General features: G+C 48.3%; 18 protein-coding genes. 8 read left to right on the forward strand and 10 right to left on the reverse strand.

What is annotated here, in order from left to right:
- Nucleotides 1-331 precede the first annotated feature (331 nt).
- The 3 genes from Q1V85_RS04945 to Q1V85_RS04955 are packed head-to-tail and all read left to right on the forward strand — an operon-like array spanning nt 332 to nt 3,551.
- The gene (locus tag Q1V85_RS04945) at nt 332-1,480 is read left to right on the forward strand and encodes an iron-containing alcohol dehydrogenase (protein ID WP_300598056.1); all 1,149 of its coding nucleotides are present in this window, start codon (nt 332-334) and stop codon (nt 1,478-1,480) included.
- A 4-nt stretch (nt 1,481-1,484) separates the two neighbouring features.
- The gene (locus Q1V85_RS04950) at nt 1,485-2,180 is read left to right on the forward strand and encodes a gamma-glutamyl-gamma-aminobutyrate hydrolase family protein (protein WP_300598058.1); all 696 of its coding nucleotides are present in this window, start codon (nt 1,485-1,487) and stop codon (nt 2,178-2,180) included.
- 3 nt (nt 2,181-2,183) lie between these two features.
- Nucleotides 2,184-3,551, forward strand: coding sequence for an aldehyde dehydrogenase family protein (locus Q1V85_RS04955; RefSeq protein WP_300598060.1), 1,368 nt, complete (start codon nt 2,184-2,186; stop codon nt 3,549-3,551).
- 510 nt (nt 3,552-4,061) lie between these two features.
- On the opposite strand, the gene Q1V85_RS04960 is transcribed toward Q1V85_RS04955, so the two are convergent.
- Nucleotides 4,062-5,321 (reverse strand): DUF445 domain-containing protein, encoded by a 1,260-nt coding sequence (locus Q1V85_RS04960; protein ID WP_300598062.1) that lies wholly within the window; start codon nt 5,319-5,321, stop codon nt 4,062-4,064.
- A gap of 199 nt (nt 5,322-5,520) precedes the next feature.
- Here Q1V85_RS04960 and Q1V85_RS04965 point away from each other — a divergent pair, with 199 nt between their 5' ends.
- Nucleotides 5,521-6,870, forward strand: a complete 1,350-nt coding sequence (locus Q1V85_RS04965) for an MATE family efflux transporter (RefSeq protein ID WP_300598064.1) — start codon at nt 5,521-5,523, stop codon at nt 6,868-6,870.
- 236 nt (nt 6,871-7,106) lie between these two features.
- On the opposite strand, the gene Q1V85_RS04970 is transcribed toward Q1V85_RS04965, so the two are convergent.
- Nucleotides 7,107-9,545, reverse strand: a complete 2,439-nt coding sequence (locus Q1V85_RS04970) for a bifunctional YncE family protein/alkaline phosphatase family protein (RefSeq protein WP_300598066.1) — start codon at nt 9,543-9,545, stop codon at nt 7,107-7,109.
- A gap of 429 nt (nt 9,546-9,974) precedes the next feature.
- Between Q1V85_RS04970 and htpG the strand changes: the two genes are divergently transcribed.
- Together htpG and Q1V85_RS04980 are read left to right on the forward strand one after the other, a co-directional pair.
- Nucleotides 9,975-11,861, forward strand: coding sequence for a molecular chaperone HtpG (gene htpG / locus Q1V85_RS04975; protein WP_366914001.1), 1,887 nt, complete (start codon nt 9,975-9,977; stop codon nt 11,859-11,861).
- 352 nt (nt 11,862-12,213) lie between these two features.
- On the forward strand, nt 12,214-12,729 hold the full coding sequence (locus Q1V85_RS04980) for a hypothetical protein (protein WP_300598068.1): 516 nt from the start codon (nt 12,214-12,216) through the stop codon (nt 12,727-12,729).
- 65 nt (nt 12,730-12,794) lie between these two features.
- Here the strand turns inward: Q1V85_RS04980 and Q1V85_RS04985 are convergent, their stop codons facing one another.
- The 8 genes from Q1V85_RS04985 to Q1V85_RS05020 form a co-directional block, all read right to left on the reverse strand.
- Complete coding sequence (locus tag Q1V85_RS04985) at nt 12,795-13,988, reverse strand: FN3 domain-containing metallophosphoesterase family protein (RefSeq protein ID WP_300598070.1); 1,194 nt, start codon at nt 13,986-13,988, stop codon at nt 12,795-12,797.
- A gap of 57 nt (nt 13,989-14,045) precedes the next feature.
- Nucleotides 14,046-14,849 (reverse strand): endonuclease/exonuclease/phosphatase family protein, encoded by an 804-nt coding sequence (locus Q1V85_RS04990; protein WP_300598072.1) that lies wholly within the window; start codon nt 14,847-14,849, stop codon nt 14,046-14,048.
- Nucleotides 14,850-14,939: 90 nt separating this feature from the next.
- A complete protein-coding gene (locus Q1V85_RS04995) occupies nt 14,940-16,691 on the reverse strand; it encodes a RagB/SusD family nutrient uptake outer membrane protein (protein WP_300598074.1) in 1,752 nt (583 codons plus the stop codon).
- 12 nt (nt 16,692-16,703) lie between these two features.
- Nucleotides 16,704-20,150 carry a SusC/RagA family TonB-linked outer membrane protein gene (locus Q1V85_RS05000; RefSeq protein WP_300598076.1) on the reverse strand — a complete coding sequence of 1,149 codons (3,447 nt, stop codon included), beginning with the start codon at nt 20,148-20,150 and terminating at the stop codon, nt 16,704-16,706.
- A 368-nt stretch (nt 20,151-20,518) separates the two neighbouring features.
- Nucleotides 20,519-21,556 carry a FecR domain-containing protein gene (locus Q1V85_RS05005; RefSeq protein WP_300598078.1) on the reverse strand — a complete coding sequence of 346 codons (1,038 nt, stop codon included), beginning with the start codon at nt 21,554-21,556 and terminating at the stop codon, nt 20,519-20,521.
- Nucleotides 21,557-21,625: 69 nt separating this feature from the next.
- The gene (locus Q1V85_RS05010) at nt 21,626-22,198 is read right to left on the reverse strand and encodes an RNA polymerase sigma-70 factor (protein WP_300598080.1); all 573 of its coding nucleotides are present in this window, start codon (nt 22,196-22,198) and stop codon (nt 21,626-21,628) included.
- A 113-nt stretch (nt 22,199-22,311) separates the two neighbouring features.
- A complete protein-coding gene (locus tag Q1V85_RS05015) occupies nt 22,312-22,698 on the reverse strand; it encodes a DUF3037 domain-containing protein (RefSeq protein WP_300598082.1) in 387 nt (128 codons plus the stop codon).
- A complete protein-coding gene (locus tag Q1V85_RS05020; protein WP_300598084.1) occupies nt 22,676-23,461 on the reverse strand; it encodes a HipA family kinase in 786 nt (261 codons plus the stop codon). Before Q1V85_RS05020 ends, Q1V85_RS05015 begins: the two co-directional genes overlap by 23 nt.
- Nucleotides 23,462-23,642: 181 nt before the next feature.
- Here Q1V85_RS05020 and Q1V85_RS05025 point away from each other — a divergent pair, with 181 nt between their 5' ends.
- Both Q1V85_RS05025 and Q1V85_RS05030 read left to right on the forward strand, forming a co-directional pair.
- Nucleotides 23,643-24,392 carry a hypothetical protein gene (locus Q1V85_RS05025; RefSeq protein WP_300598086.1) on the forward strand — a complete coding sequence of 250 codons (750 nt, stop codon included), beginning with the start codon at nt 23,643-23,645 and terminating at the stop codon, nt 24,390-24,392.
- Between the two features lie 38 nt (nt 24,393-24,430).
- Nucleotides 24,431-24,850, forward strand: coding sequence for a hypothetical protein (locus Q1V85_RS05030; protein ID WP_300598088.1), 420 nt, complete (start codon nt 24,431-24,433; stop codon nt 24,848-24,850).
- Nucleotides 24,851-24,860 lie beyond the last annotated feature (10 nt).

Genomic DNA, 24,860 nt, shown 5'->3' on the forward strand with positions numbered 1-24,860 from the left:
GATACCGTATAGCGTTTTTTTATTGCATCATAAAACATGTAATCAGCCACGATGCTTTTATCTTCATCTTTATCAGCATTTTTTTAACTTCCAATGACGAAGTTTTTTACTTTCAGGATCATGAGAAAACAGATCGCCCCTATGGGGCTGTATGCACTTTTACTCCGTGTTACCAACAGAACGCCCTTACAGGGTTGCCCCGGAGGGACAATAAAACATCCCCTTTTTATAACTTTAAGCTCCATAGGGTTACCTATTTAAAAGTATCCACAAATACCAGCTTATCTTTTTATGGCCTTAATACAACTGTTTTTATAATTAATTTTACCATATGGCATTTGACAAAATTTATCAATACAATTTCCCTACCACCATCCGTTTTGGCGCCGGGGCCAGCAACGAGCTGGGCGATTATTTAAAAAAGAACGCCCTGGCGCGGCCACTGATTGTAACCGACCCGGTGATTGCGCAGCTGGATTTTTTTAAGAAGATCACAGAAGGGCTTCGCGCAAACGGGATTTCGGTGGAAATATTTTATGACATTCATAAAAACCCTGTAAAATCAGATGTGTATAAGGGTACGGAGGTATACGATGCCACCGGACGCGATGCTATCATCGGCATTGGGGGTGGCGCCGCGCTGGATGTAGCCCGGGCCATTGTGCTGCGGGTGCATCACCGCGAGGACCTGTTCAAATATGACGATCTTATTGGAGGCGATATTTACGTAACCAATGATGTACCGCATTTTATTACCATTCCTACCACCGCCGGTACCGGCAGCGAGGTAGGACGCAGCGCCATCATTGCCGACGATGAAACCCATCAAAAGAAAATACTCTTCTCCCCCAAGCTCCTTGCCCGGGTGGTCTTTGCCGATCCGCTGTTGACGATGGACATTCCTCCGGCCATAACCGCCGCCACCGGTATGGATGCGCTTACCCATAACCTGGAAGCCTACCTCGTAAACATGGAGCATCCGATGTGCGACGGCATTGCCCTGCAGGGTATTTCACTGATTGGGGAGTCTATTGCAACTGCCGTACAGAACCCGAACCTTGAATCCAGGAGTAAAATGCTGATCGCCTCCCTGATGGGTGCCGTGGCCTTTCAGAAAGGACTGGGCGTGGTGCATTCACTGGCGCATCCGCTGTCTTCCCTGCTGGATACCCATCATGGCCTGGCCAACGCCGTAAACCTTCCCTATGGTATGCGTTTTAATATAGAAGGACAGGAACAGAAGTTTAAAAAAATTGCGGCGGCCCTAAACCTCACCGGGAATACGGGTGCCGATGTAGTAGATTATCTTTTTGAACTGAATACCGCCATTAACATCCCGCATAAACTATCGGCCATTGGCGTTCAGGAAGCGCATATCGAAACCCTGGCCGATCTTGCTGTTGCGGATTTTGCACATCCCAACAACCCCAAACCGGTATCCAGGGAAAACTTTAAACAATTATATCTCGAAGCATTATAAACGCATGAAGATCGGATTAACATATACCGGGTCGGAGCTTAAACATGCCAATTATGCCGGCTGGCTCAAAGGCGATGCTGCCATTGAAGTGGTCACCCTGTCTGCAGCGCTGAACAACCTGGATGCAGCGGCCGGCTGTAATGGCATCGTATTATCCGGCGGTGTGGATATTACTCCTGAATATTACTCTGGCAAGGCCGGTTACCCCAATGCCCCGGATCAATTCCAGGAAGAACGGGATGCTTTTGAAACCGCTGTTTTCCGGCAGGCACAGGACCAGGGTTTACCGGTACTGGGCATTTGCCGCGGTATGCAGCTGATCAATTGCATTTACGGCGGCACCCTGGTACAGGACCTTGGCACCCGGAATGAAGTACATAAAGTAGCCAGCAACCTGGATAAGGTACACGGCATTCATATAAAAACAGGCAGCATCCTGCACCAGGCCGTGGGCAGCGAATTATGTGCCGTAAACAGCGCACACCACCAGGCCATTGGCAACCTTGGCCGGGGCTTACAGATCACGGCCACGGCACCCGACGGAGTAGCCGAAGCCCTGGAACGCCTGTCGCCAGGCGGTCATCCGTTCCTCTTATGTGTGCAGTGGCACCCGGAACGGATGTACCATTTCGGATTAGAGCAAACCCCGTCCTCCAAAGGCATACGGACAATATTTTTAGAAGCCATACAAAGCAACTGATACATGGAAGTTATCAATCCCGCCACAGAAGAGCGGATCGCAACCCTTACAGAAGATAATGCACAAAGCCTCCGGGAAAAATGGCAGCGGCTGAAGGCCGCGCAACCTGCCTGGCAGGCACGCCCCCTGGAAGAACGGATCGCCGTGGTAAAAAAATTCAGTGAACTGCTGGAAGCGAATAGCCACACACTTTCACAGGTGCTCACCAGTGAGGTAGGAAAACCTCTAAGCCAGTCGGCCAACGAGATCCGCGGCGCCATTGGCCGCATCAGCTGGCTTACCGCAAATGCAGCAAAATACCTCAGCGATGAGGTGATGAACGAAACTGCCGATATGGAAGAACGGATCGTATATGAGCCCCTGGGTGTGATCGCCAATATCTCCGCCTGGAACTATCCTTACCTGGTAGGCGTAAATGTATTTGTACCCGCCTTGCTGGCCGGTAATGCGGTGTTGTATAAACCTTCGGAATATGCGTCGCTTACAGGACTGGAAATAGAACGGCTGTGGAAGGAAGCCGGGCTGGAGGCCGATCTGTTCCTCACCGCCATTGGCACCGGCAGTGTGGGCGCTGCCATTTTAGACATGCCCTTTAACGGGTATTATTTTACCGGCAGCTATAAGACCGGCCAGTTTATTTACAATAAAGTGGCCGCAAAGATGGTGCCCTGCCAGTGCGAGCTGGGCGGTAAGGATCCATTGTATGTGGCAGACGACGTGGCAGATATTGCAGCCGTAGCAGCTGCCACCGCAGACGGCGCGTTTTATAACAACGGCCAGAGCTGCTGCTCTGTAGAACGGATCTATGTACATGAAAATAAATACAACGCCTATGTGGAAGCATTTGTAAACGAATTGCGTTCCTGGAAAACAGGAGCACCAACGGAAGAAGGCGTTTATTTTGGCCCGCTCACCCGCAAAGAACAGATCGCCGTACTGGATGCACAGGTCGAAGATGCGGTTAACAAAGGGGCCACCATCATCACAGGTGGAAAAAAAGCCGTGGGAAAAGGCTATTATTTTGAGCCCACGGTACTGACGGATGTTACCGCCGATATGCGGGTCATGAAAGAGGAATCCTTCGGACCGGTCATTGGCATCATGAAGGTAAAGGATGATGCAGATGCCATTGCGCAGATGAAGGATACGGAATATGGACTTACCGCATCCGTATACAGCAGTGATTTCAAAAGAGCTGCTGCCATTTTACAGCAGGTGGATGCCGGAACAGGTTATTGGAATTGCTGTGACCGGGTAAGTGCAGCATTACCCTGGAGTGGCCGTAAACATTCGGGGTTTGGCGCTACTTTATCCCATTCGGGATTAAGAGCTTTTACCAGGCCAAAGGCTTATCATTTAAGGAAGCCGTAACGGATACCGGTGCCGGGCTCGTTCAAATCATTATTCAGCGTCATGTTGGGCGAAGCAACGCGTAACCTTTGTTGGCCGGCAGGCGGGGGAACGTTATAGCGGGGGCGGGAGCCTGGTCTGCTCAAACCAGTAACACGGGTGCTTGTAAATGTATTTATATGCATGCCATTAGGGCAACATTCACAACGAAATGAGATACCCGCTTCCGTCGTCCTGAGCGCAATAAAATGAAGTCGAAGGACCTCCCGATCTTCGGGCAGTCCGGCATTACAGAGATGCTTCGACTGCGCTGCGCTCCGCTCACCACGACGATAAGAATGATTATTCTCCAATACGTAATGGGATCTGTCATTGACAGTGAAATAAAATAGAGCCGGGGAATCTACCTGCCAAGATATGAATATCGTTTTTGAATTTCAGCAAGCCGCTTATTGAACCAATTTATGTTAGAGATAAAGACCTGCTCCGATATCCGATCTTTTTGAGCTTTAATGATGGAAAGTTCCTGTGCTATAACAACCTGCTGATTGTATAAATCAATAAGCCCACCATTCCCCCCACCAATGTACCATTGATGCGGATAAACTGAAGGTCTTTTCCTACTTCCAGTTCCAGCTTATTGCTCAGCTCCTTTCCTTCCCAATTGCCCACCGTATTGCTGATCAGGGTCCCGGCCTGTTTGGTATTGCGTAAAATATAGTAGTAGGCGTTATACCGGATCCAGCGGTCGATCTTGGTGCGCATTTCCGCATCCTGCTGCAGGCTGACGGCCAGTTCTTCCACCGACTTTTTAAAATACCGGCGCAGTGCCGAATCTTCAGCCGAAAGATCCTGCAGCACCTGTGCCTGTAACCGTTGCCAGATATCCCCTGCATATTGCTCCAGCTTCTGCGGTGTAAGCAGGTCGTTCTTCAATGATTCCAGGTCGCGCTGCCATTCCGGGCTTGTTTTTAATGTTTCTGTAAATACTGCCAGCTGACGGTTAAAATCTTTCCGGATCTTATGTTGCGGATCTTTTTCGATCTCCTGCAGATAGGTGGCAATACCGCTGGTGAGTTTGGCTGCAATATAATTATTTACAAATCCCGGGATCAGGAAATGGCTTTGCTCCTTTACCCGCTGTTTTACCAGCGCTTCATTATCCATCACATAGTTGCGTACCTTACCCAATACAAAATTCAGCACCCGTTCATGATCGCCCCGTTGCACGATCAGTCCCAATCCGTTTGCCACCACCTCATTCAACCGTACACCATCCAGGAGTTCACCGGCCTTACGCGCAATAAACCCCGTGATCATGGGAGCATCTGAAGTTTCGATCATCCGCTTTAATAACCTTGAGGCTTCCGTTACCAGCAGCTCCACATTCTGCGGCTTGATCAGCCAGGCAGCGGCCACCGAACTCAATTCGAGCCGTTCGATGTAAGGACGCAGGGTTTTTGCATTGAGAAAATTGGACACTACAAAATTCCCCAGGTTATCCCCGATGCTTTTCTTACTGTGCTCGATCAGGTTGGTATGCGGAATGGGCAATCCCATCGGATGGTGAAACAGGGCGGTTACAGCAAACCAGTCTGCCAGCGCCCCCACCATTGCCGCCTCTGCAAATGCCTTTACATAACCGATCCATAGATCCGTGCGGGACTTTAACAGGTATACACAGCCCAGGAATACCAGCGTCATTAGTAAAAACAAACCGGTGGCCAGGGCCTTATGTTTTTTCAGCTGCGCCGCTTTCAGTGCATCTGTAGATCTTATTTCACTTTTCATTTTTTATTGGTTCAGATCTTTGGGTTGAGCTGTCAGCCATTTGCTTTTAGCTTTCAGCATTCAGCTTTTAGTATTCAGCGCTGAAGACTGAAAACTGACCACTGAAAACTCATTGCGGATCGCTCCCTACCCGAAAGTATAAAAAATTATGCCGTTTAAATGTTATCCCCTCATTTATGAATGCTAATTTTGCCCATCTATGAATTACAAGAAAGAAGCCAGAAATACATTACTGCTCGCATTTCCCATTATTCTTGGCGAAATTGCGCAGATCTCTTTGCACCTGGTAGATACGGCCATGATCGGCGCACTGGGCTATAAGGAGCTGGCTGCTGCTGCACTGGTACTGAACGTAATCAATATTCCCTTTGTATTGGGCATCGGGGTAACGATTTCTGTGGCCCAGATGGTTTCTCTGGCCCATGGAAAATACGATCGCCAGCTGATTTCGCATTATCTATATAACGGGTTTATTCTCTGTACCCTTGCCGCTATTGTGATTGCGGCGGCCATTGTTGCAGGAACCGAAGTGCTTTATCACCTGGACCAGGATCCGGAGGTGGTGGCCTATGCTGCCCCGCTGATGCGGGTTATGGGCCTCTCCATTATTCCTATGATCCTGTTTATGACCCTGAAACAATTTGCAGACGGGCTGCAGTATACTAAAACGGCCATGGTGCTGTCTATAGCCGCCATACCACTGAATGCGCTCCTGAACTGGGTGTTTATTTACGGACATTGGGGCCTTCCGGAATTTGGATTGATCGGCGCCGGTTATGCCACGCTTATTACACGCACAGCTATTTTTATTGCCCTTGCCCTGGTGATCCTGAACCACCGCGTATTCCGGCCCTATATTGCCGTTGCAAAGAACCAGTGGAAGCTGAATGGTCCTACGTTCCGGCAGCTGTTAAAGATCGGGATCCCCAGCAGTCTCCAGATCGGGATGGAAGCCGGGGCCTTTGCCGTTTCAGGCATCCTGATGGGCACCATCCATGCTACTACGCAGGCCGCACACCAGATCGCATTGAGCTGCGCTTCGTTTACGTTTATGGTATCGATGGGACTTTCACAGGCGGGCTCCATCCGTGTAAGCACGGCCTTTGGAGCAACGGATCTCAAACGCATTTCTGTGATCGGCAAAAGCACCATTGTGCTGGCGCTGATCTATGGTTCTTTCTGCTGCCTGCTGTTTATTTTGCTGCGTAACCAGCTGCCGCACCTGTTTAATAATAATACGGAAGTACTGTCCCTTGCGGCTACCTTCCTGTTGCTGGCAGCCGTTTTCCAGATCTCCGATTCCATCCAGGCCATCAGCGCCGGTTTGCTGCGGGGCATTAAAGATGTAAACGTACCCACTATTTTTATCGCCATCGCCTATTGGGTATTGGGCATTCCGATCGGATGCCTGCTGGCCTTTCATTTTAACATGGGTGGTGTGGGCATCTGGCTGGGATTGATCGTGGGCCTTACGGTTTCTGCCTTATTTTTAACGCTGCGGTTTTTGAAAAAGGCGAAAGGGCGGCTGGGTGCTCCGGAAGGGATATAGCCACAAAGACCGGAAGACACAAAGAAACACAAAGAGAGAAACTTAGCCTTTGTGCATCTTCGCGCCTTAGAGTCTTGTGGCAAATGCCTACATCGCCGCGTCTTAGTTCCTTTGCGTCGTTGCGTGAAAAAACAACCGCGAAGACCGGAAAACACCAGGAAACACAAAGAAGAACTTAACCTTAGTGCATCTTCGTGCCTTAGAGCCTTTGTGGCAACCTGGTTATCCTTAAAGCATCAATCGTCATCCCCTTTCTTTTTCTTCTCCGGGATTTTTAAGAAAGCAGCCCGTACCGGCGATGGTGCCGGGGTTCCTTTGATGCCCATCCAGAGGATATCATTGAACACCAGGTCCGGAACAGCATCTTCCTTAGACCAGTCGAATTTTTCGCTTATTGCGGCCAGTTTTCCCTGTGCCGGGTTGCGCTCCAGCAGGTTGATAGTTGCAGGCAGATGATCGAATGCAGTGAAATCCGGCGTAGCGGTAAAACAACGCCACATGGGTGTAGCAGCCGCATCATATTGCGTCATGGGTGGCATGCCCAGGATCAGCTCAATCGTACGCAGCATGCCGGAGGTGGAATACATCGTATGATCTACCGAGCGCCGTTTTACATAGGGACTGATCACATAGGCCGTACTCCGGTGCGCGTCCACATGATCCGGCCCGTTTTGGGCATCGTCTTCCAGGATAAAGATGGCGCACTCCTTCCAGATAGGACTTTTGCTGATATAATCTACAAACATGCCCACAGCCAGATCATTGTCGGCCACATGCGCAAAAGGTGTTTTACGTCCGGCACGCATTCCTTCGGTATGATCGTTACCAAAACGCAGGGTGGTTAATTGGGGCAGCGCGTTTGCCGCTACCAATGAATCAAAGTCATGCTTCCATTGCCGGAAACGGGTAGTATCCGGCACACCCAGGTCGTAGCCGGTATATCCCCGGGCAAAATGGCCTTTAAGCACATCCAGTTTTGCCTTGCCATCATCCACAAATTCTCCATAGGTACGGAAAGACACGTTGTTCCGTGCGGCATGATCCCAGATAAAGCCATCGCGGTTATTCGCAATCTTACGCTCTCCTTCGCCTCCATAGGTACCGCCGCGACCGCCATAGCTGGAGGGCCAGGTCTTTTCAAGATAATCGGTAGCATAAGCCCCCATGCTCCAGTTATGTCCGTCGGCACTTACTTCTGCATCTACATAAAAATTATCGAGCAATACAAAATTGTTTACGATCTTATGCTGGTTGGGCGTGATCTTTTCGCCAAACAGGCAAAGACTGCTGTCGCCGTTCCCATGGGCAATATCTCCCAGCACCTGGTCATAAGTACGGTTTTCCTTGATCACATAAAATACATGTTTGATGGGGGAAGGCGCACCCACCTTCATAGGCACCGGGTTGCCTTCTTCTCCCTGGGCCGTGAGCTCTTTATCTTTCGAATAAGGTGTGTTCTGGTAAACTTTATGTGAATATACAGCCAGCTGTGCCGGAGTGGGCGTATGGATAAAGCTCAATGTACCCCGGAACAACCCGGCAATATACTGTACCTGCGCCGGGCGATCCATATCACCGGCATGCCGCAATACCACTTCTTTGTTATTCACCGGGTTGGGGCCGTAGGGATTGGCCATCGATGACATTCCTTTACCATTGGTCACCAGGATCTGTTTCCCCAACACTTTTACATTGGTAGGGTACCAGCCTACGGGGATGAATCCTTTAGACACCGATTTTGAGGGAACTGATACATCAAAAACAGCCAGGCAGTTATTATCGGCATTAGCCACATAAAGGGTCTTTTCATCTGCGGAAAGCGCCACCCCATTGCTGGTAGAACCGCTGGGCGCATTGGGATACAGCGCGGCATTTAATGTTTCGATAACCTTATTGGTAGTCGTGTTGATTACCGACACCGAATTATCATTGGCATTGGCTACGTATAACAATTTACCGTTTTTGCTGATACAAATTTCGTTGGGATGATTGCCGGTGGTGATGCTCGCAGTGATCTTTTGTGCGGCTACATCCCATACCAGTAATTTCCGGTTACCCCAAACACTGATATACAATTTTTTCCGGTCGGGCGATAGCTTACAGGTATAGGCTTCCGATCCCAGGCTTGTTTTGCTTTTTATTTTTTTGGTAGCCAGGTCAAATATATACAGGCTGCTGTCTTCCCGGGTAACCACAAAGAGCTGGTTACTGGTTTTATCATCCACATCGAGGCCCGCAGTACCAATGCGGTTGGGCCATTTTTCGCCCAGTAGAAAAGAATCTTTTAAAGCCAGGCGGTTGTTTTGTACCGCATATCTTTTCACCATATTATCATGACCACCGGATGCATACAGGTACTGATCGTTACTGCTGAAAGCGAGTCCGTACCAGGATTTGGCGATCACAATGCTATCGACTCTTTTCTTTGCAACCAGGTCGATCAAATCAATTGTTTGTGTGCTTTGCCCGTTATTGGTAACGGCAGCGAGGCGCCCGCTGTTGCTGATCACCAGGTTCAGGGGAAGATCACCCAGGGGTACATGGGTACCGGCGGGCGTGAGCGACCAGCCGTTGGGCAATAAAATCTTATCACGTTCAACCCGGGGCTGCGAAAAACCGGGAACCATCATAACAGTCAGTACAATTGCAGCAATAAAGCGGGATACCAGATTCATGTTACAAATTAATCGCTTTTGTCTTTACCGACCGCGAGGTGTGATGATAAATAAGGGAAAGTTAATATGGGGAATTGAGAAATTTGAAAATTTGAATCCCGATGGATATCGGGAGTGAGAATGTGGAAATGGATAGACCGTTACAGTTCCATGTTCTTCCCTCCGATTGATATCTATATATCGCCGAAACCGAAAACGTAACGTTTATACCAAGCATAAAGCGGAATCTGCCTGGAACCTTAAACCTGAGACAAAACCCCTTTATCCCCTCAAGTCTCCCTGTCCCCTAGAAGCCCAACCTGGAACATTAAACCTGCCCGTCCGGTCAGGCGGGCGTTAAACCTAAAACAAGCCTCTAACCTGACAAAATGACCTTCCCTCCGGCGATGGTATTGCATTTGATGTATAAAGAAAAAATTTCTACGAACTATGATACAAGAAAAAGGCTCCATTTCCATTCATACGGAGAATATTTTCCCCATTATTAAAAAATTCCTCTATTCTGACCACGAGATCTTTCTTCGCGAGCTGGTTTCCAACGCGGTAGATGCCATTCAAAAGGCCAAACGCCTGGCATCCCTGGGCCAGTTCAATGGAGAGATCGGCGAACCGCTGGTAGCCGTTAAAGTGGACAAAGATGCAAAAACCATCACCATTTCCGATAACGGGATCGGGATGACCGCTGACGAGATCAAAAAATACATCAACCAGATCGCTTTCTCCGGTGCGGAGGAGTTTATGGAAAAGTTCAAGGAAGCAAAGGATGCTTCGGAAATCATCGGCCGTTTCGGGTTAGGTTTCTATTCTGCCTTTATGGTGGCCGACCGTGTGGAGATCCAGACCCTGAGTTTTCAGCCAGGCGCTGAACCAGCCAAATGGACCTGTGATGGCAGCACTGAATTTGAGATCAGCGAGGGCAGCCGTACTACCAGGGGTACTGATGTGATCCTTTATGTGAACGATGAGAACCAGGACTTCCTGGAAGCGCACCGTATTGAAGGCATCCTGAACAAATACGCAAAATTCCTTCCCGTTCCGGTTCAGTTTGGTACTAAAACAGAAAGCGAGCCCGATGGTGAAGACGAAGAGGGCAAGCCCAGGTATAAAAGCGTTGAGGTACCCAATATTATCAACACCAGCGTACCCATCTGGACGAAGGCCCCCAGTGAACTGAAAGATGAAGATTACCTGAATTTTTACCGGGAACTGTACCCGATGAGCGAAGATCCGCTGTTCTGGATCCACCTGAACGTTGATTACCCCTTCCACCTTACCGGTGTGCTGTATTTCCCCAAGATCAAAAACGATATCGAGATGCAGCGCAACAAGATCAAGCTGTACAGCCGCCAGGTATTTATCACGGATGAGGTAAAGGATATCGTTCCCGAGTTCCTGATGTTATTGCATGGTGTGATCGATTCACCGGATATTCCGCTGAACGTATCCCGCTCCTTCCTGCAATCGGACGGCAACGTAAAAAAGATCAATACCTATATCACGAAGAAAGTGGCCGATAAACTGGCGGAGCTGTTTAAGAACGACCGCAAGGGTTATGAGGAAAAATGGAATGATATCGGTGTGTTTGTAAAATACGGCGCCATCAGCGAGCCTAAGTTCTGGGAACGTGCCAAAGACTTTGTATTGCTGGGCAACACGAAGAAAGCGTACTATACACTAAACGAGTACAAAGACTTTGTAACACCGGAGCAAACAGATAAAGACGGCAACCTGGTATACCTCTATACCCCTAATGCAGAAAAGCAGGATGGTTATATACAGGCCGCCAACCGGAAGGGATATGATGTGTTGCTGATGGACAGTCCGCTCGACAACCATTTTATCAGTCACCTGGAGCGCGACCTGGAAAAAACCCAGATCAAGCGGGTGGATGCTGATGTGCTGGAGAAGTTGATCGACAAAGGCGAGACCATCACCAGTAATTTATCAGAAGAACAGACCAAAGAGATCAAAGAGGTTTTTGAAAAAGCCATTACCAAACCGGGTATGGATGTAAACGTGGAAACACTTTCTGCGGAGGCCATGCCGGTAACCGTTACCATGGATGAGTTTATGCGTCGCATGAAGGATATGGCCGCTATGGGCGGTGGTATGAGTTTTTATGGGGCCATGCCCGATAAATACAAGGTAGCCATTAATGCCAATCATCCGCTGGCCACAAAGATCCTGGCAGAGACCAATGCCGATGCCCGTCAGGCACTGGCACGACAGGCCTTTGACCTGGCGCTGCTGGCACAGGGCATGCTTACCGGCGCAGACCTTACTTCCTTTGTGGAAAGGAGCGTGAAGATGATCTGAAAATAAAAAATAAGGAAAAAGAGGTTGTCTGGATAAAGGCAGCCTCTTTTTTTATGCCCCATAACGGTACTGCTTTCTTATGTGCAAATCAAGGTCAGATCAACCCTCCGCTGGCTCAGCGATTGAACCTGCTGCGGAGACGACCAGCCACCCGGGTCGCCCTGTCATTCTTTCTTTTTTATCTTACCATTCTAAAGGCAATTTTTAAGGGAAAGCGTGCGTGAAAAATGATACCCGGTTTAACTTCCGGTGGCCTTTGTTCTTTCAATCTAAAAACACCGCTTATTTTTGCAAAGACCTTCCATAAAAACGCAACAACATGCGCAATGATCGTTCACAAAAACAACCGCATATGTCAAAATTATTATTGCTTTCAAGCCTGTACCTGCTCTTCCTGTATGCCTGTACCGGACCAGCTCCGGCGGCACCATCCGCCCCTGCAAAAGCCGCCATACAGCAGCCCGCATTACCGGGGAGCAGTGATACCCTTGCCAACGGACAGCAATGGCTTCAGACCACGATCGAAACCTACTTCAATAAATACGATTCCTTAAAGGGCGACTTCGCGGCCATTTGCACGCCGGACTTTGCTGCCTTTCAGCAGGCCATTACCAATGCCGGTATGGATGGCGGATTCAGCATTGCTGAGATACGGAAAAAGTGGCCCGCAAGACCGGTTGAACAGGCCGGAACAGGGACCGGCTTCCTGATCAGCGGACAGGATTTCGGAACCATAACAGTGCCCCGCTGTCTGTTTATCCGGAAAACAACAGCAGGGCACTATATTTATGCGGTATCTATCCTGGACCGTGATTTTAAGATCACCTACTTCCGATCGAGCTTGTTTCCAAAGGAAATAATTTCCTGATTGACGGTGTGCGGCAAACCCAGCCGGACGCCGTTGCTTCATAAGACAATCAGCCCAATCGTTGTTTAAGGCCGTTTTACAGAAAGCTCATCCACCAGTTTGCCCGATGGATCAAAAATGCGGAAACGGGCTTCTTTATCGGTAATACTCGCCTTAATAATATTGTTATTGGAATTTACGATAATGGGGAACCGCGTGGTTTCAGATGGCTGCTGGATCCGGTGACGGTGCTCATGGGCGCTCAGCATTACCTGGATACCTGCTTCATTGAGAATGGGTAACCATTTCTTTGTGATCTCCTGGTTCCCATGCCAGCCGTTTGCAGGCGGAATATGACAAATCGCAATTTTGTATGTTGCCTTCCGGTAAGCAGCCGTTTGTACAATGGTGCGCAGCCATTTTGCCTGTTCGGTGCGGTAGGCATCCATATCGGTGATGCCGCTGTATTCAATATCCGAATCCGGTTTATCCTCCCCCCCGTCTAAAACAATAAAGCAGGCATCCCCGCGGGTAAACATATAATAAAGCGTTCCGCTGTTGCCTGGAAAGTATTCCGGGAATTGTGCAGCAAACGGGCCCCTGGTTTCATGATTGCCACGGGCATAGTACATGGGTATTTCACTGGCAAATAAAAGCGTGGCCGTATCCATAAAACCCCGGAACACCTGTTCCTCGCTCATGGAACTGTTCACCATATCTCCGTTAAATACCACAAACGCAGTGTTTGGAAAATCGACCTGCCCCAGTAATTGCTTCAGCACCGGGTTCCGCTCATGAATGTCATTGACCACTGCAAATTCAAAGGGTCCGGGCCTTCCATTGGTTCGGAAGGCAAGCGGCTTTTTCTGATACACTGCCGTGGCCACCACTTCCCCATACTGTACTTTCACCCACTCGTGTTTCAATACTTCCTGGCTATATACCCGGTAACGGTACCGCGTGTTGGGCGTTAAGCCATTCAGCGTTACCCGGTGCACAGTACCCACTTTTTTTAATCCATTGGAAGCACTAAAGTATTTCGGACGTTCTTTCTGATAAAAATGGCTGTCATCATCCGGGGCCAGTTCTACCCATGCCGTTGCGGGCTTGTTCGTGGTCCATACAATGGATACGCTGGAATCGGTCATTGCCTGCAGGTAAGGTTCATGTGTGATCTTTATTTTTTCCTGCGCGTTGCTATGGATTGCTGCTGTAAGAAAAAGTAAACAAAGCCCCATCTTTACCGGGAGGGCCCATACCCGGAGTTCTGCCATTTTCATAAACATCTTTCGTTTTTTCAAAAATACCGTGAATATCCTCAAGAACCAGCAAGCGCTTTATTTTGCCAGCTCCAATGTAACCAATACCGGTTTATGATCCGAAGCGTCTTCATTACCGATCACCTCCACCTTTTTCACATTCCAGGTTTTGCCCCGGTTCAGGAAAATATAGTCTAACCGGACCTTGGGTTTGGTATAAGGAAATGTGAGTTGGGGATTACCAAACCGCACCGCAGCATCATCCATTGTTTTGGTAATGATACCATATGGCTTGGATTCCGGCGTAATATTAAAATCGCCGCCAACCGCTACCGGCAGGTGCATTCCCAACAGGATATCGGTAATGGCTTGTGCCTGCGCCTGGCGGTTCTCATCAAACTCATGACAAAGATGCGTGCCGGCAAATACCATTTTTTTACCATTTGCAAACCGGTGCTCAATGGTGATCAGAGCCCTTCCTTCTCCCCCGGCCGGCGTGGGCAGATGGTGCACTACGGGCTTTGCCGGATAGCGGGATAGTAACCCTTCGCCGTATCCGCCTTCGCTATAATTCATTGCCTTTGCAAAATAGCCATGCATACCGGTCATTTTTGCCAGCTCTGCTACCAGGTCTTTTTTAACCCCGTTATTAAAAGAAGCCGTTCTGCTGGTCATACTGTCTACCTCCTGCATGGCCACAAAATCCGGCTTATACCGGTTGATCACGGCTGCGATCTTTTTCAGGTTGCTTTTTCCGCTGGCATAATGTTCTTCTCCATGATAGATATTATACGTAAGTACTTTTATAGTTTGTGCGCGGGCAACACCACCGCATACACAGGCCCACAAAAGCAAGGCGGCAAATACATGTTTTATTTTCATCGTTATCTTATTTTGTTTGTACGATTTTGAAAAACAGATGATACCGGTGTATCCGTAACCGGTATCATCTGCCTCCTGCTTTTATCTGGCTTACTTCCAGTTAGGGTTCTGTACCAGGCTGGGATTTAACTGGATCTCCTGCACCGGGATGGGATCCAGGTAGTCTCTTGTTTCATTAAACACTTTGGCCACCTGCGGATTTATAACAATGGATCCGCCGGCTGTATTGTTTTCAAGAATTACTTCACTTCCCAGTTTCAGGTATTGCGGGCCGGGCTCTGTTGGCCTTGTTCCCGTATAAATATATACATCTACTTTACCGTCGCCATCCAGGTCATACGGCCCCACGCCGGGGAAATACATCCCTTTAAACTGTTCGGCAAATAAATGTCCCTCCTTCCATCTTAACAGGTCTTTACGGCGGAAGCTTTCCATCACCAGTTCTACCCTGCGTTCGCGGCGCACTTCAAGAATGATCCCTTTATTTGCTCCCGACACATGGGTGTATTGTGCCGCCAGGTAGTTATCCGGATTGGCATTCGCCGCTGCAAGATTCATATTCGGCATGCCTACACGGTCGCGCAGCAATTTGATCGATTTGTCGATATCAGCCTGCGTCAATGTACCCAACTCCGCTTTTGCTTCCGCAAAGTTCAGCAGTACTTCTGCATAACGTACAATGGGCATATCGTTCGTGGACCGGTTATAGAAATCTTCTGCTTCTGATGTTACAAATTTTATCAGCTGGTACCCCGTAACGGTTCCGGTAAAATCCGGCGGCAATTTGCGGGTATTGCCGGTACGGGTATATCCAGGTGTACGGATGGTTTGGGAAAGCCGGGGGTCGCGGTTCTGCACTTCATTAAAAAACGGCTGTGTGCTATAGTCCGGCTTATCCGTAAAGCGGCTGCCATCCTTCATCAGGTAACTGTTCACCAGCTTTTTTTCCAGTCCGGGCCGGCCATAAGAAGCCGTTAGTGTATAGTAATTCACATTATGCCATATCTGCAGATCATTGCTGTACCTGCGGGTGAGGATCACTTCTCTATCAATGGCTGCCTTTGAGGAAAACAGTTCCTGGTAGGCCTTTTCAGGAGTACTGGTATACAAACTGTAATTGCCCGAACTGATCAACGCTTCCGCGGCTTTAGCGGCTTCTGCTAAAAACTTATCGGCATCCGGCAAATTAAACTCGGGATGGTATTTGCGGAAGGTACCTTCAAACAAACAGATCCTGGATTTATAGGCCAGGGCCGTCCATTTCGTTACTTTTTCTACCGACTTCTGTGTGCTCATCCAGCTGATCGCCGTATCCAGATCCGCCAGTACACTATCCATAACAAGGGTACGCTTGTCCCGGGGCCGGTTCAACAGGGAAGAATCTTTTATATCGATAACGCCGCCATACCAGGGCACATCGCCAAACCGGGATACCTTATCAAAATAAAATAAGGCACGGAACAGGTAGGCCACACCACCATATTGTTTTACCGTAGGCACCTGCGCCTTTTGATAGTTCATTAAAAAGTAGTTGATATTCCGCAAGTCGTACCAGCTCCAGCCGCCACCGGAAACCGGCACCACCCGTTTGCCGGTTAAAAAATCGCTCAGGCTGTTTTTTACCACATTATCATCATCCTCATTATACACGCCTTCCGCATCTGGTATAACGGCGGTATTGATATAAAAAGAATTGGTATACAGTTCCAGGTCCTTTTCCGAATTAAAAAAGATCTCGGGGATGATTTCACTCTTAGGAGTTCTGTCAAGGAACCCCTTGTTACACTGCACCAGGAACCCCGATAAAAAAATGAACAGTATGATTAATTTATATTGCTTCATGTTACTTAAATTTTAAAAGGAGAGGTCTAAACCAAAAGAGTAAATTTTACTGATGGGGTAAATACGCCCATTGGCTTCAGCAGCGGCCATCTCCGGATCGATGTATTTCGTTTTCAATTTGGTTGCGGTAAAGATATTATCTCCGCTAAGGTAGATCCTGCACCGGGAGATCTTTGCTTTTGACAGCAGGCCTGCCGGCAGGGAATATCCAACGGTAAGATTCTTCAGCCGGATGTAGGCCAGGTCCTGCAGATAGCGGTCGTTCGGCGCATTCAGCGATCCCCCGGCATTCAATGCTTCATACCCACGCAGCTTTGGGAAATAGGCATCCGGATGATCTTCACTCCATACCTTTTCCTCGAAATCAATGGGCAGAAATGAATAATACGGGCGGGAATAAGGTCCCCAGAATTTATCGGCATTCGCCCCTGGGTACCATTGTTGTTTACCGATGCCCTGCACAAAAACAGAAAGATCGAAACCATTCCAGTCGGCGCCCATATTGATGCCAAATGTATAGCGGGGCTGCTTATTTCCTATTTTGATAAGGTCTCCATGATCTTCCAGTGTATTTTTCCCGTTGTTTACGATGCCATCACCATTGACGTCAATAAATTTCAGGTCACCGGCCATCAGTTTCGACCAGTTACCCGGTGCTCCCAGCCGTTGCTTGTTTACAAAGTCCTGGTTCACCGTTTTCTGATAAGCGGCGGCTTCTTCATCCGTTTTAAAATACCCTCCGATCTTATATCCCCAGATCTCTCCCAGCTCCTGACCTACATAGTAATTGCTTAACAGGTTTTGAGGATTATCAAAGCGGGTGATCTTTGCCTTGTAATCGCCTACGCCCACGCTTACATTGTAGTTAAAGGGCTTGCCGGCCACCGATACATGATCGCTCCAGGCCACCATCAATTCCCAGCCCCTTGTTTGCATATCGCCGGCATTGGTCTTGGGAGATGCTTCACCAAAAACGGCCGGCAATGTTTTGCCCGCAATTAACATATCCAGCGTATTCCGTACATACCAGTCGTACGTGATGTTGAGGAGGTTGTTCAACACCCCCATATCCACACCCAAGTTGGTCGATTTGGAACGCTCCCAGGTCAGATCCTTTGAAATAGGAACGGGCACTGCCAGCGACTGGCCCCTTGCACCATTGAAGATATAGTTCATGGTTGACCGGCGAAGGGTTTGAATATACCCGTATGTGGCCGCTTCCTGCTGGTTGCCCAGGGAACCATATGATCCTCTTAATTTAAATTCGTTAATGGCTCCTTTTAGTGAAGCCCAGAACGGTTCCTGGCTGATGCGCCAGCCTGCTGATACCGAAGGAAAAAAGCCAAAGCGCTGGCCATAGGGAAAACGGGAAGATCCGTCATAGCGGCCATTAAACTCTAACAGGTATTTGTTATTAAAATCATAGTTCAGCCTTGAAAAATACCCCTGTAATGCCCACTCCTCTGCCTGCCCCTCGAGCGTTGCCTGCCCTGTAGCTAATCTGAAATCATTCAGGTCTTCTGAAAGCAGGTCTGTATTCCTTGCGGAGATCATTTTGAACGTACGCAGCTCCTGGTTGTAGCCGGCCATGATCTTAACGTTATGATCGCCTATTTTTTTCCCATAACTGCCAAACAGGTTCACAGCCTGATATTGTACCAGGTTGGCCGCTTCCGCCAGGTAATCATTGCCCACAAAGCTGATCACCCCCGGGTTAATGGACCAGGGCGCTTTTGTTCTGCGCTGCATGGTAGAATAGGGATTAAAAGTATAGGAGTAATTCCCGGTGATCTCCATCCCTTTAATGGGCTTGAACGTGGCGCCTACCAGGTTGATCAGTTCCATGCGTTTTTCATCCCCCTTGGATTTACCGTGCAGCAGGTCCGCAAAGATGCCATCGCCGATGGAGTAGCTGTTCAGCCCTGAACTATAGGTTGCTGTACCATCCGGGTTCAACGGCACATAGGAAGGCAGGGCATGTACGGTAATGGACACAAAATTGCTGTTCCATCCCCATCCCGGGTACGTATACGTATTGGTATTAAAATACGTGTTGGTAAACAGCTCCAGTTTGTCGGACAAACGCGCCGTGATCTTTGCCCGGAAATTATACGAGGTGTATTTATCCTGGTTGATCTGCATCATTCCATCCTTGCCATAAGCTCTTCCGGAAATAAGAAAGTCAATTTTTTCTGAGCCGCCGGTAACGGTAAGCGCATGTTCCCTGGACGGCTGCCAGTCGCGGAACATGGTATGCCACCAGTCGGTGTTTCCGTAATACATATACTGATCCTTTCCGCTGCGGTTGGTGATCACCACACTGGGCAGGGATTTATCGGTCTGCCGTTTTTTCAGTTCTTCGTAGTCTTCATCAGTATAACGGGTGTAGGTATTACCGGTAGCCCGTAAAAAAGCTTCGTCATTGAGTTTTGCCGAGGTATAGCCATCGGTGATAAAATCGGTACGGGTAGTTAAGCCGGCCCAGCCAAAGTTATTGGAATAGTTCACCGTCATCTTACCCCGTTTCGCTTTTTTGGTCGTTACCAGGATCACCCCAAACGATCCGCGGGCACCATAAATAGCTGCAGAGGCGGCATCTTTCAGTACGCTGATATTTTCCACATCCCGGGGGTTGATGCTATTCAGATTTCCCGGCACCCCGTCAATCAATATCAACGGGGAACCGCCCCCGTTTATAGACGTATTTCCCCGGATATTGAAACTGCCCTCCGCCCCCGGTCGCCCGGTATTAAAATTGATATTCACATTGGGAATGGCTCCCTGTAAGGCCTGCGAAATATTGGCTACCGGGCGGTTTTCCAGGGCCTCGGCTCCAACCTGGCTTACCGCCCCGGTAAGGTTTACTTTCTTTTGGGTTCCATATCCTACTACGATCACTTCATCCAGCCTGTTCTCTTCTTTCCTTAACACAATGCGGAAATTTTGCTGGACCTTTACGGCTATTTCCTGTACTGCATACCCAACGGTGGATACGATCAGCACTGCATTTTCATCCTTTACCTTCAACGAAAAGCTGCCGTCCTCCCCCGTAGAAGTACCATTAGCGGTACCTTTTTCAATAACACTGACACCGGTCAGCGGTCCGCCGTTTTCATCCACCACCGTGCCCCTGATCTCCATTGCAGCAATACCTTCCGGTTGCCCGATGATCACCACCAGCCCGTTGTTCATTTTTTTATAGGAATACCCTGTAAAACTCAGCAGCTGGTCCATCACATAATCGATGGTGGCATTCTTTGCCAGCAGGTCGATCTTGCGGTCGCCCAGCCCCAGCTCATCCGTATAAAAGAACCGGTATTCATAACGGTTCTCAATCTTATTTAAGATCGCCGATATGGAGGTATTTTTTACTTCCATGGTAATCCTGCCCTGGGACATGCCATTTATTGAAAATGCCTGGAAGGACGTGGCAAGCAGGATAAAAAAACTGAGCTTCATCAACAATAGATATTTGATAATCAAATGCCCTGGCATAACACTCCCAGGGCAATCACTTTTTTTCATATTTTTGCTTTTAAGGATGAGATAGAAAAAATGATTGCACTCCGTGCAATTATGTACTGTCTTGTATGGGGAATGTTCCAGCATTTCCCATTTTTTATTGCTAAAATCTTATGTTGATCTTCCCATAAAAAATGATTTTATTACGTTTGTTTGAGTTTATAAAATTCCCTGTAAGCCAGGTTCTCATGTATCCGGATTGATAGGCATCATTCGGCGGGTGCGGGCGAAGGTAATATGGAATACCTTATTTTGCTTCATCCGTATGCCTGCTTAAACATTATTTAATATACTTTGCAGCAGCATCAATAGATGATCACCACATCTTTCTCAATTTTATACTTTATTCCTGCCGACAGTTGTAATGACTGCAGCACATCCTCAAGCTTATCGTTTTCAAATGTTCCGCTGAATGTTTGCTTAATGCTTTTATTTCTGAGAACAATTTTTGTATTATACCACCGCTCCAGTACCGGAACGATCTGCTCCAGCTGGTCTTTATCAAATACCAGTTTGTTATTGACCCACTCCGTTTCTGTTACGAAAGAATCTCTGGGATTTGATTTAATGCTCAGCAATTCGATCTGCGGTGCCTCAACGGCACTGCTCTTCAACTGCTGCTTCGGATAGCCATTCTGCACCACCAGCTTTTCGTTGGGCGCCAGCATGATCTTTTGGTCCTTTGCCTGTTTCAGACTGACCTGCACAGAACCTCTTACCAATGTGGTTTGTGTACTGGGCTCATCTGCATAACAGCGCACATTGAATGCCGTACCAAAAACCCGCACATCAATATTCTTCGTGTGTACAATAAACGGCCGCTTCCGGTCGTGTGCCACGTCAAAATACGCTTCCCCCGTCAGTTCCACCTCTCTTGTATGTTGTCCGAATGACTGGTCATACGTTAACCGGCTGTCTGCATTTACCCAAACCTTTGTGCCATCCGGCAATACAATATTGGTCTTATTCCCTTTTTTTGTAACCACTACATTGGGCAGAACCTGCACGGCACTTCTGTTGAGGAAATAGGCCACTCCCATTACCATAACGACCAGGGCCGCGGCAACCGCACTAAAAATACGCCAGTTAAAAGAGCTGCGCTGCCCCTCTTTTCTTTTATGGCTGATCTTAGCCTGTACATGCTGAACAAAATCATCCGTTTCCTTTTCAGAAACCGCTGCTTCATAAATGGTTGAAGTAGCCATAAGCTCCTCCAGCGCTTCGGCAACATCCTGGTTAACCGGCGCCTCCTGCAACAGGTGACTGAGTTCGATCTGTTCCTGCAAGGAGAGTTCACCCGCGCACCTTTTACCCAACAGCTCCAATAACCGGTCATTATTCATATAAACCTCTGCTTACCTTAGTATAGTGTGTTTTTTGTATCGATACCCCTAAGCCGGGTGTATATTTTTTTAAGAAGACCTGGATTTTTTTTCGAAATATTGATTCCGGTACTCCGGAAAAAGGGCTTTAAGACTGAGGGTCAGCGCTTTTAAAGCGATCGTCATCTGTGCTTCTACGGTTTTTACGGAAATATCCAGGATACTGGCCACCTCACTGTATTTGAGGCCTTCGTCTTTTATGAGCCGAAAGATCAGCTGGCACCGGGGAGGCAGCTTGCCGATGGCTTCCGCAATATGCTTTAAACTTTCTTCGCTTAAGATCCGTGAATCCGGTTTTGTATACGCCATTACAAGCGATTCGCCCAGTTCACCGTAATGGACCCGTTTCTTTTTTGCCAGTTCGGCAAAACAGGAATATTTCACCGCACGGTAAAGATAGTTGGACAAATTGTTGATGGCTGGAAGCGTTTTTTTATTTTCCCAAACCTGTACAAAAATATCCTGGATCACCTCTTCGGCAAGCGACCGGTCGCTGAGAATGGAATTTGCAAAGGATAATAGCCCGGGATAATAATAACGCATCAGTTCATTGAATGCATTTTCATTGCTTTCTCCTGAGATCAGTTTGATTAAATATGGCAATTTCTCCTTTTGCATCCGCTGGCTAAAATAGGCAATATACGATAAACCCGAAAATGGAACACAGCGGTTCCCGGTTCCCCGGCACAGGCCAGCGCACGCTGTTCTTCTTCATGTTACAAAACCAGTTTTTCGAGCAACTGATCTGCCACGCCTTCCATTGCCAGCGCCCTCCCGGGGTGCACCTTCGAGCACTGGATCACGGTGCTGCGGGTGGCGGTCAGCCAGCGGAAACGGGAAGGCGCATCCAGCCGGGCAATGCCGGAGCCGGAGCTTTGGTCACCGGCAGCAATTTCCCGGAGGGCTCTTAAATTATCTTCAATACAATCGATATCAATGTCGGGATGCAGGCAATGCAGCTTTTCCCGGCTTATAGCAACCGATGTTTCCAGGAACCGTGTTTTTTTACAAAAAACGATCACGCCCACATTGATAAACTCTTCGCGCTCAACCCGCGGCACTACGCGGATCACCGCATACTCATATACCAGCAACTCTTGCATCCTGCGCCGTTTTTAAAAAGACAGAAGAATTATTTAACCGCCAGGTAAGAAACCGCAGGTACACTTCCCGCGCCGCTTCGGCGTCGCCCAGCGTTTCTTCATACATCAGCCACTCCATCGGTATCCGGTTTACAATTTCATGCAGGCGCTGTTCCGTCAGTACGCTTTTACAAAACGCATCCGCGGCTTCCAGTTTGGAAGCGCTTTTCAGCAACACATGGTCCTTTATCAGGGGAAATGCACTCTTCATTTGTGTGGACCAGCTCTCCCAGTTATGATGAAAATAAAGACAGGCCCCATGGTCGATGAGCCAAAGCTCCCGGTGCCACAATAGCATATTGGTATTCCTCACCGTGCGGTCCATATTGGTAAGAAACGCATCCAGCCACACAATCTTTGAAGCGGTTAACGGATCTACTTCCGTTACAGCAGGATCAAACGTAACCGATCCGCTCAGGTAATGCAGGGCCAGGTTCCAGCCCTGGCTGGCCTTTAGCAGGTCCTGGATCTCTTCATCGCCTTCCGTACGGCCAAATGCCTCATCCAGGTGCGCAAATACCAGTTCGGGAACCTTTAGCTGCAGCAAACGGGCCACTTCACCGCCAATGAACTCCGCCACCAATGCTTTTACGCCCTGTCCGGCACCCCGGAATTTAAGGGCATATAAAAAACCGTCATCAGCTTCTGCAATGGCGGGCAGTGAGCCGCCTTCCCGCAGCGGCGTCACGTATCGGGTTACCTGTACTGAACGGATATCGGGCATAACACATGTCAATTTGGATCAAATTTAGCCAATCTCATCCATTTGCTGCACCGGCATTTTAAAGCAGATCTGTTCCAGCCATTGCATACCGGAACCGGCATGGAGCTGATCTATTTTTCTGTGATTGTTGCATTTGACTTTTGTTTTACGTTATACCCATAAACACGCTTATTACTGAATTATGAAAAAAACATATCTAGCTGCAATCGTACTGATGCTCTGCTGTACGATCATCGCCTGCCAGAAAAACACCGAGGCAACAAAGAAAAACGAACCTAAGGAAAATCCGGTTTTAAAACTATGGGCCGGAGCCGATTCAACGGCATCGCTCTCTACATGGGAGCTGACCGGTAATGCTTTCACCATCATCTCCAATGAGCATCCGGATATTGCAGAGGCTACCATCGATCATAAAAACATTACCGTTCATGCACACAAACCGGGGAAGACCACCATTACGTTAGCCAATGAGCAACATAAACAGTTTACGCTGCTGGTGTGGCCCGTCAATATGCAAAGCGATAACCCGGGCAACTGGGTTTCGGTGGCAAAAGACGGCATGAAAAGCTATGTAACCGTAAAAACAAATGATCCGAAGCTTACGGATTCTTTGTATAATGCTTTATGGGCAACACTGGATGACAATGGGAATACCGGAATGTTCCGGTTTGACTTTACAGCGGATAAAGTACGCTTTGCGGCAGCAAAAGCCCCTCACGTAACTAAGGAAGGAACCTGGACCTACGACCAGCTCCGGCTTACCCTCAACTATGCCGATGCCAAAGAGATCTACCAGGTGATACCGGTGCAGTCCATCTATGTTATCGAACTCCGGAGAACCCTAACGGAGGAACTGCAGCAGCGCTTTCCGGATGCCGGCATCACAGAAGTATCTACCCATCAGTACTGGTCATATCGCCGGTTCCTGTAATTTTTTCTCCTTTTTATCATGCCATGAATCTTACTAAAATGAATACCGATTCCATTTTCACCATGAAAAAGCTGCAACTCATTTGTATGCTTCTCAGTATTTCTTTTATTTGTTTTGTAGCCTGTAATAAGAAACATCATCCCACAAAAGAAACGGTTATAAAAGACGAAGTGCCCACACAATACCAGGGTTTATTGATGCCGGGTTCGCTACACCTGCAAAACGATTCGGTATTCATGGCCCTATATCCTTCTGCGGCTATGTATTACCTCGATTTAAGACTAAAGGGCAGCAATGGGTATTACACATTATTAAAACAGGCTGCACAAAAAAATACGCCGGTACGTGCCTGGGTTTTTATGGAAAATAAAAGCCCGGTGGAAGTAGCCAAAATAGAAGCACCTTCAAAAGAAGAGCTTGAACAATGGAAGAAAGTATGGGTTGTGCCGGGGAGGTAGGTTTGGGAGC

The organism is Niabella sp., from assembly GCF_030150205.1.
Lineage (GTDB): Bacteria > Bacteroidota > Bacteroidia > Chitinophagales > Chitinophagaceae > Niabella.

Excerpts from the sequence above, each read along its gene's own strand:
- Q1V85_RS04945 (WP_300598056.1), top strand. The coding sequence starts at position 332 with ATGGCATTTGACAAAATTTATCAATACAATTTCCCTACCACCATCCGT.
- Q1V85_RS04950 (WP_300598058.1), top strand. The coding sequence starts at position 1,485 with ATGAAGATCGGATTAACATATACCGGGTCGGAGCTTAAACATGCCAAT.
- Q1V85_RS04955 (WP_300598060.1), top strand. The coding sequence starts at position 2,184 with ATGGAAGTTATCAATCCCGCCACAGAAGAGCGGATCGCAACCCTTACA.
- Q1V85_RS04960 (WP_300598062.1), bottom strand. The coding sequence starts at position 5,321 with ATGAAAAGTGAAATAAGATCTACAGATGCACTGAAAGCGGCGCAGCTG.
- Q1V85_RS04965 (WP_300598064.1), top strand. The coding sequence starts at position 5,521 with ATGAATTACAAGAAAGAAGCCAGAAATACATTACTGCTCGCATTTCCC.
- Q1V85_RS04970 (WP_300598066.1), bottom strand. The coding sequence starts at position 9,545 with ATGAATCTGGTATCCCGCTTTATTGCTGCAATTGTACTGACTGTTATG.
- htpG (WP_366914001.1), top strand. The coding sequence starts at position 9,975 with ATGATACAAGAAAAAGGCTCCATTTCCATTCATACGGAGAATATTTTC.
- Q1V85_RS04980 (WP_300598068.1), top strand. The coding sequence starts at position 12,214 with ATGTCAAAATTATTATTGCTTTCAAGCCTGTACCTGCTCTTCCTGTAT.
- Q1V85_RS04985 (WP_300598070.1), bottom strand. The coding sequence starts at position 13,988 with ATGAAAATGGCAGAACTCCGGGTATGGGCCCTCCCGGTAAAGATGGGG.
- Q1V85_RS04990 (WP_300598072.1), bottom strand. The coding sequence starts at position 14,849 with ATGAAAATAAAACATGTATTTGCCGCCTTGCTTTTGTGGGCCTGTGTA.
- Q1V85_RS04995 (WP_300598074.1), bottom strand. The coding sequence starts at position 16,691 with ATGAAGCAATATAAATTAATCATACTGTTCATTTTTTTATCGGGGTTC.
- Q1V85_RS05000 (WP_300598076.1), bottom strand. The coding sequence starts at position 20,150 with ATGAAGCTCAGTTTTTTTATCCTGCTTGCCACGTCCTTCCAGGCATTT.
- Q1V85_RS05005 (WP_300598078.1), bottom strand. The coding sequence starts at position 21,556 with ATGAATAATGACCGGTTATTGGAGCTGTTGGGTAAAAGGTGCGCGGGT.
- Q1V85_RS05015 (WP_300598082.1), bottom strand. The coding sequence starts at position 22,698 with ATGCAAGAGTTGCTGGTATATGAGTATGCGGTGATCCGCGTAGTGCCG.
- Q1V85_RS05020 (WP_300598084.1), bottom strand. The coding sequence starts at position 23,461 with ATGCCCGATATCCGTTCAGTACAGGTAACCCGATACGTGACGCCGCTG.
- Q1V85_RS05025 (WP_300598086.1), top strand. The coding sequence starts at position 23,643 with ATGAAAAAAACATATCTAGCTGCAATCGTACTGATGCTCTGCTGTACG.
- Q1V85_RS05030 (WP_300598088.1), top strand. The coding sequence starts at position 24,431 with ATGAATACCGATTCCATTTTCACCATGAAAAAGCTGCAACTCATTTGT.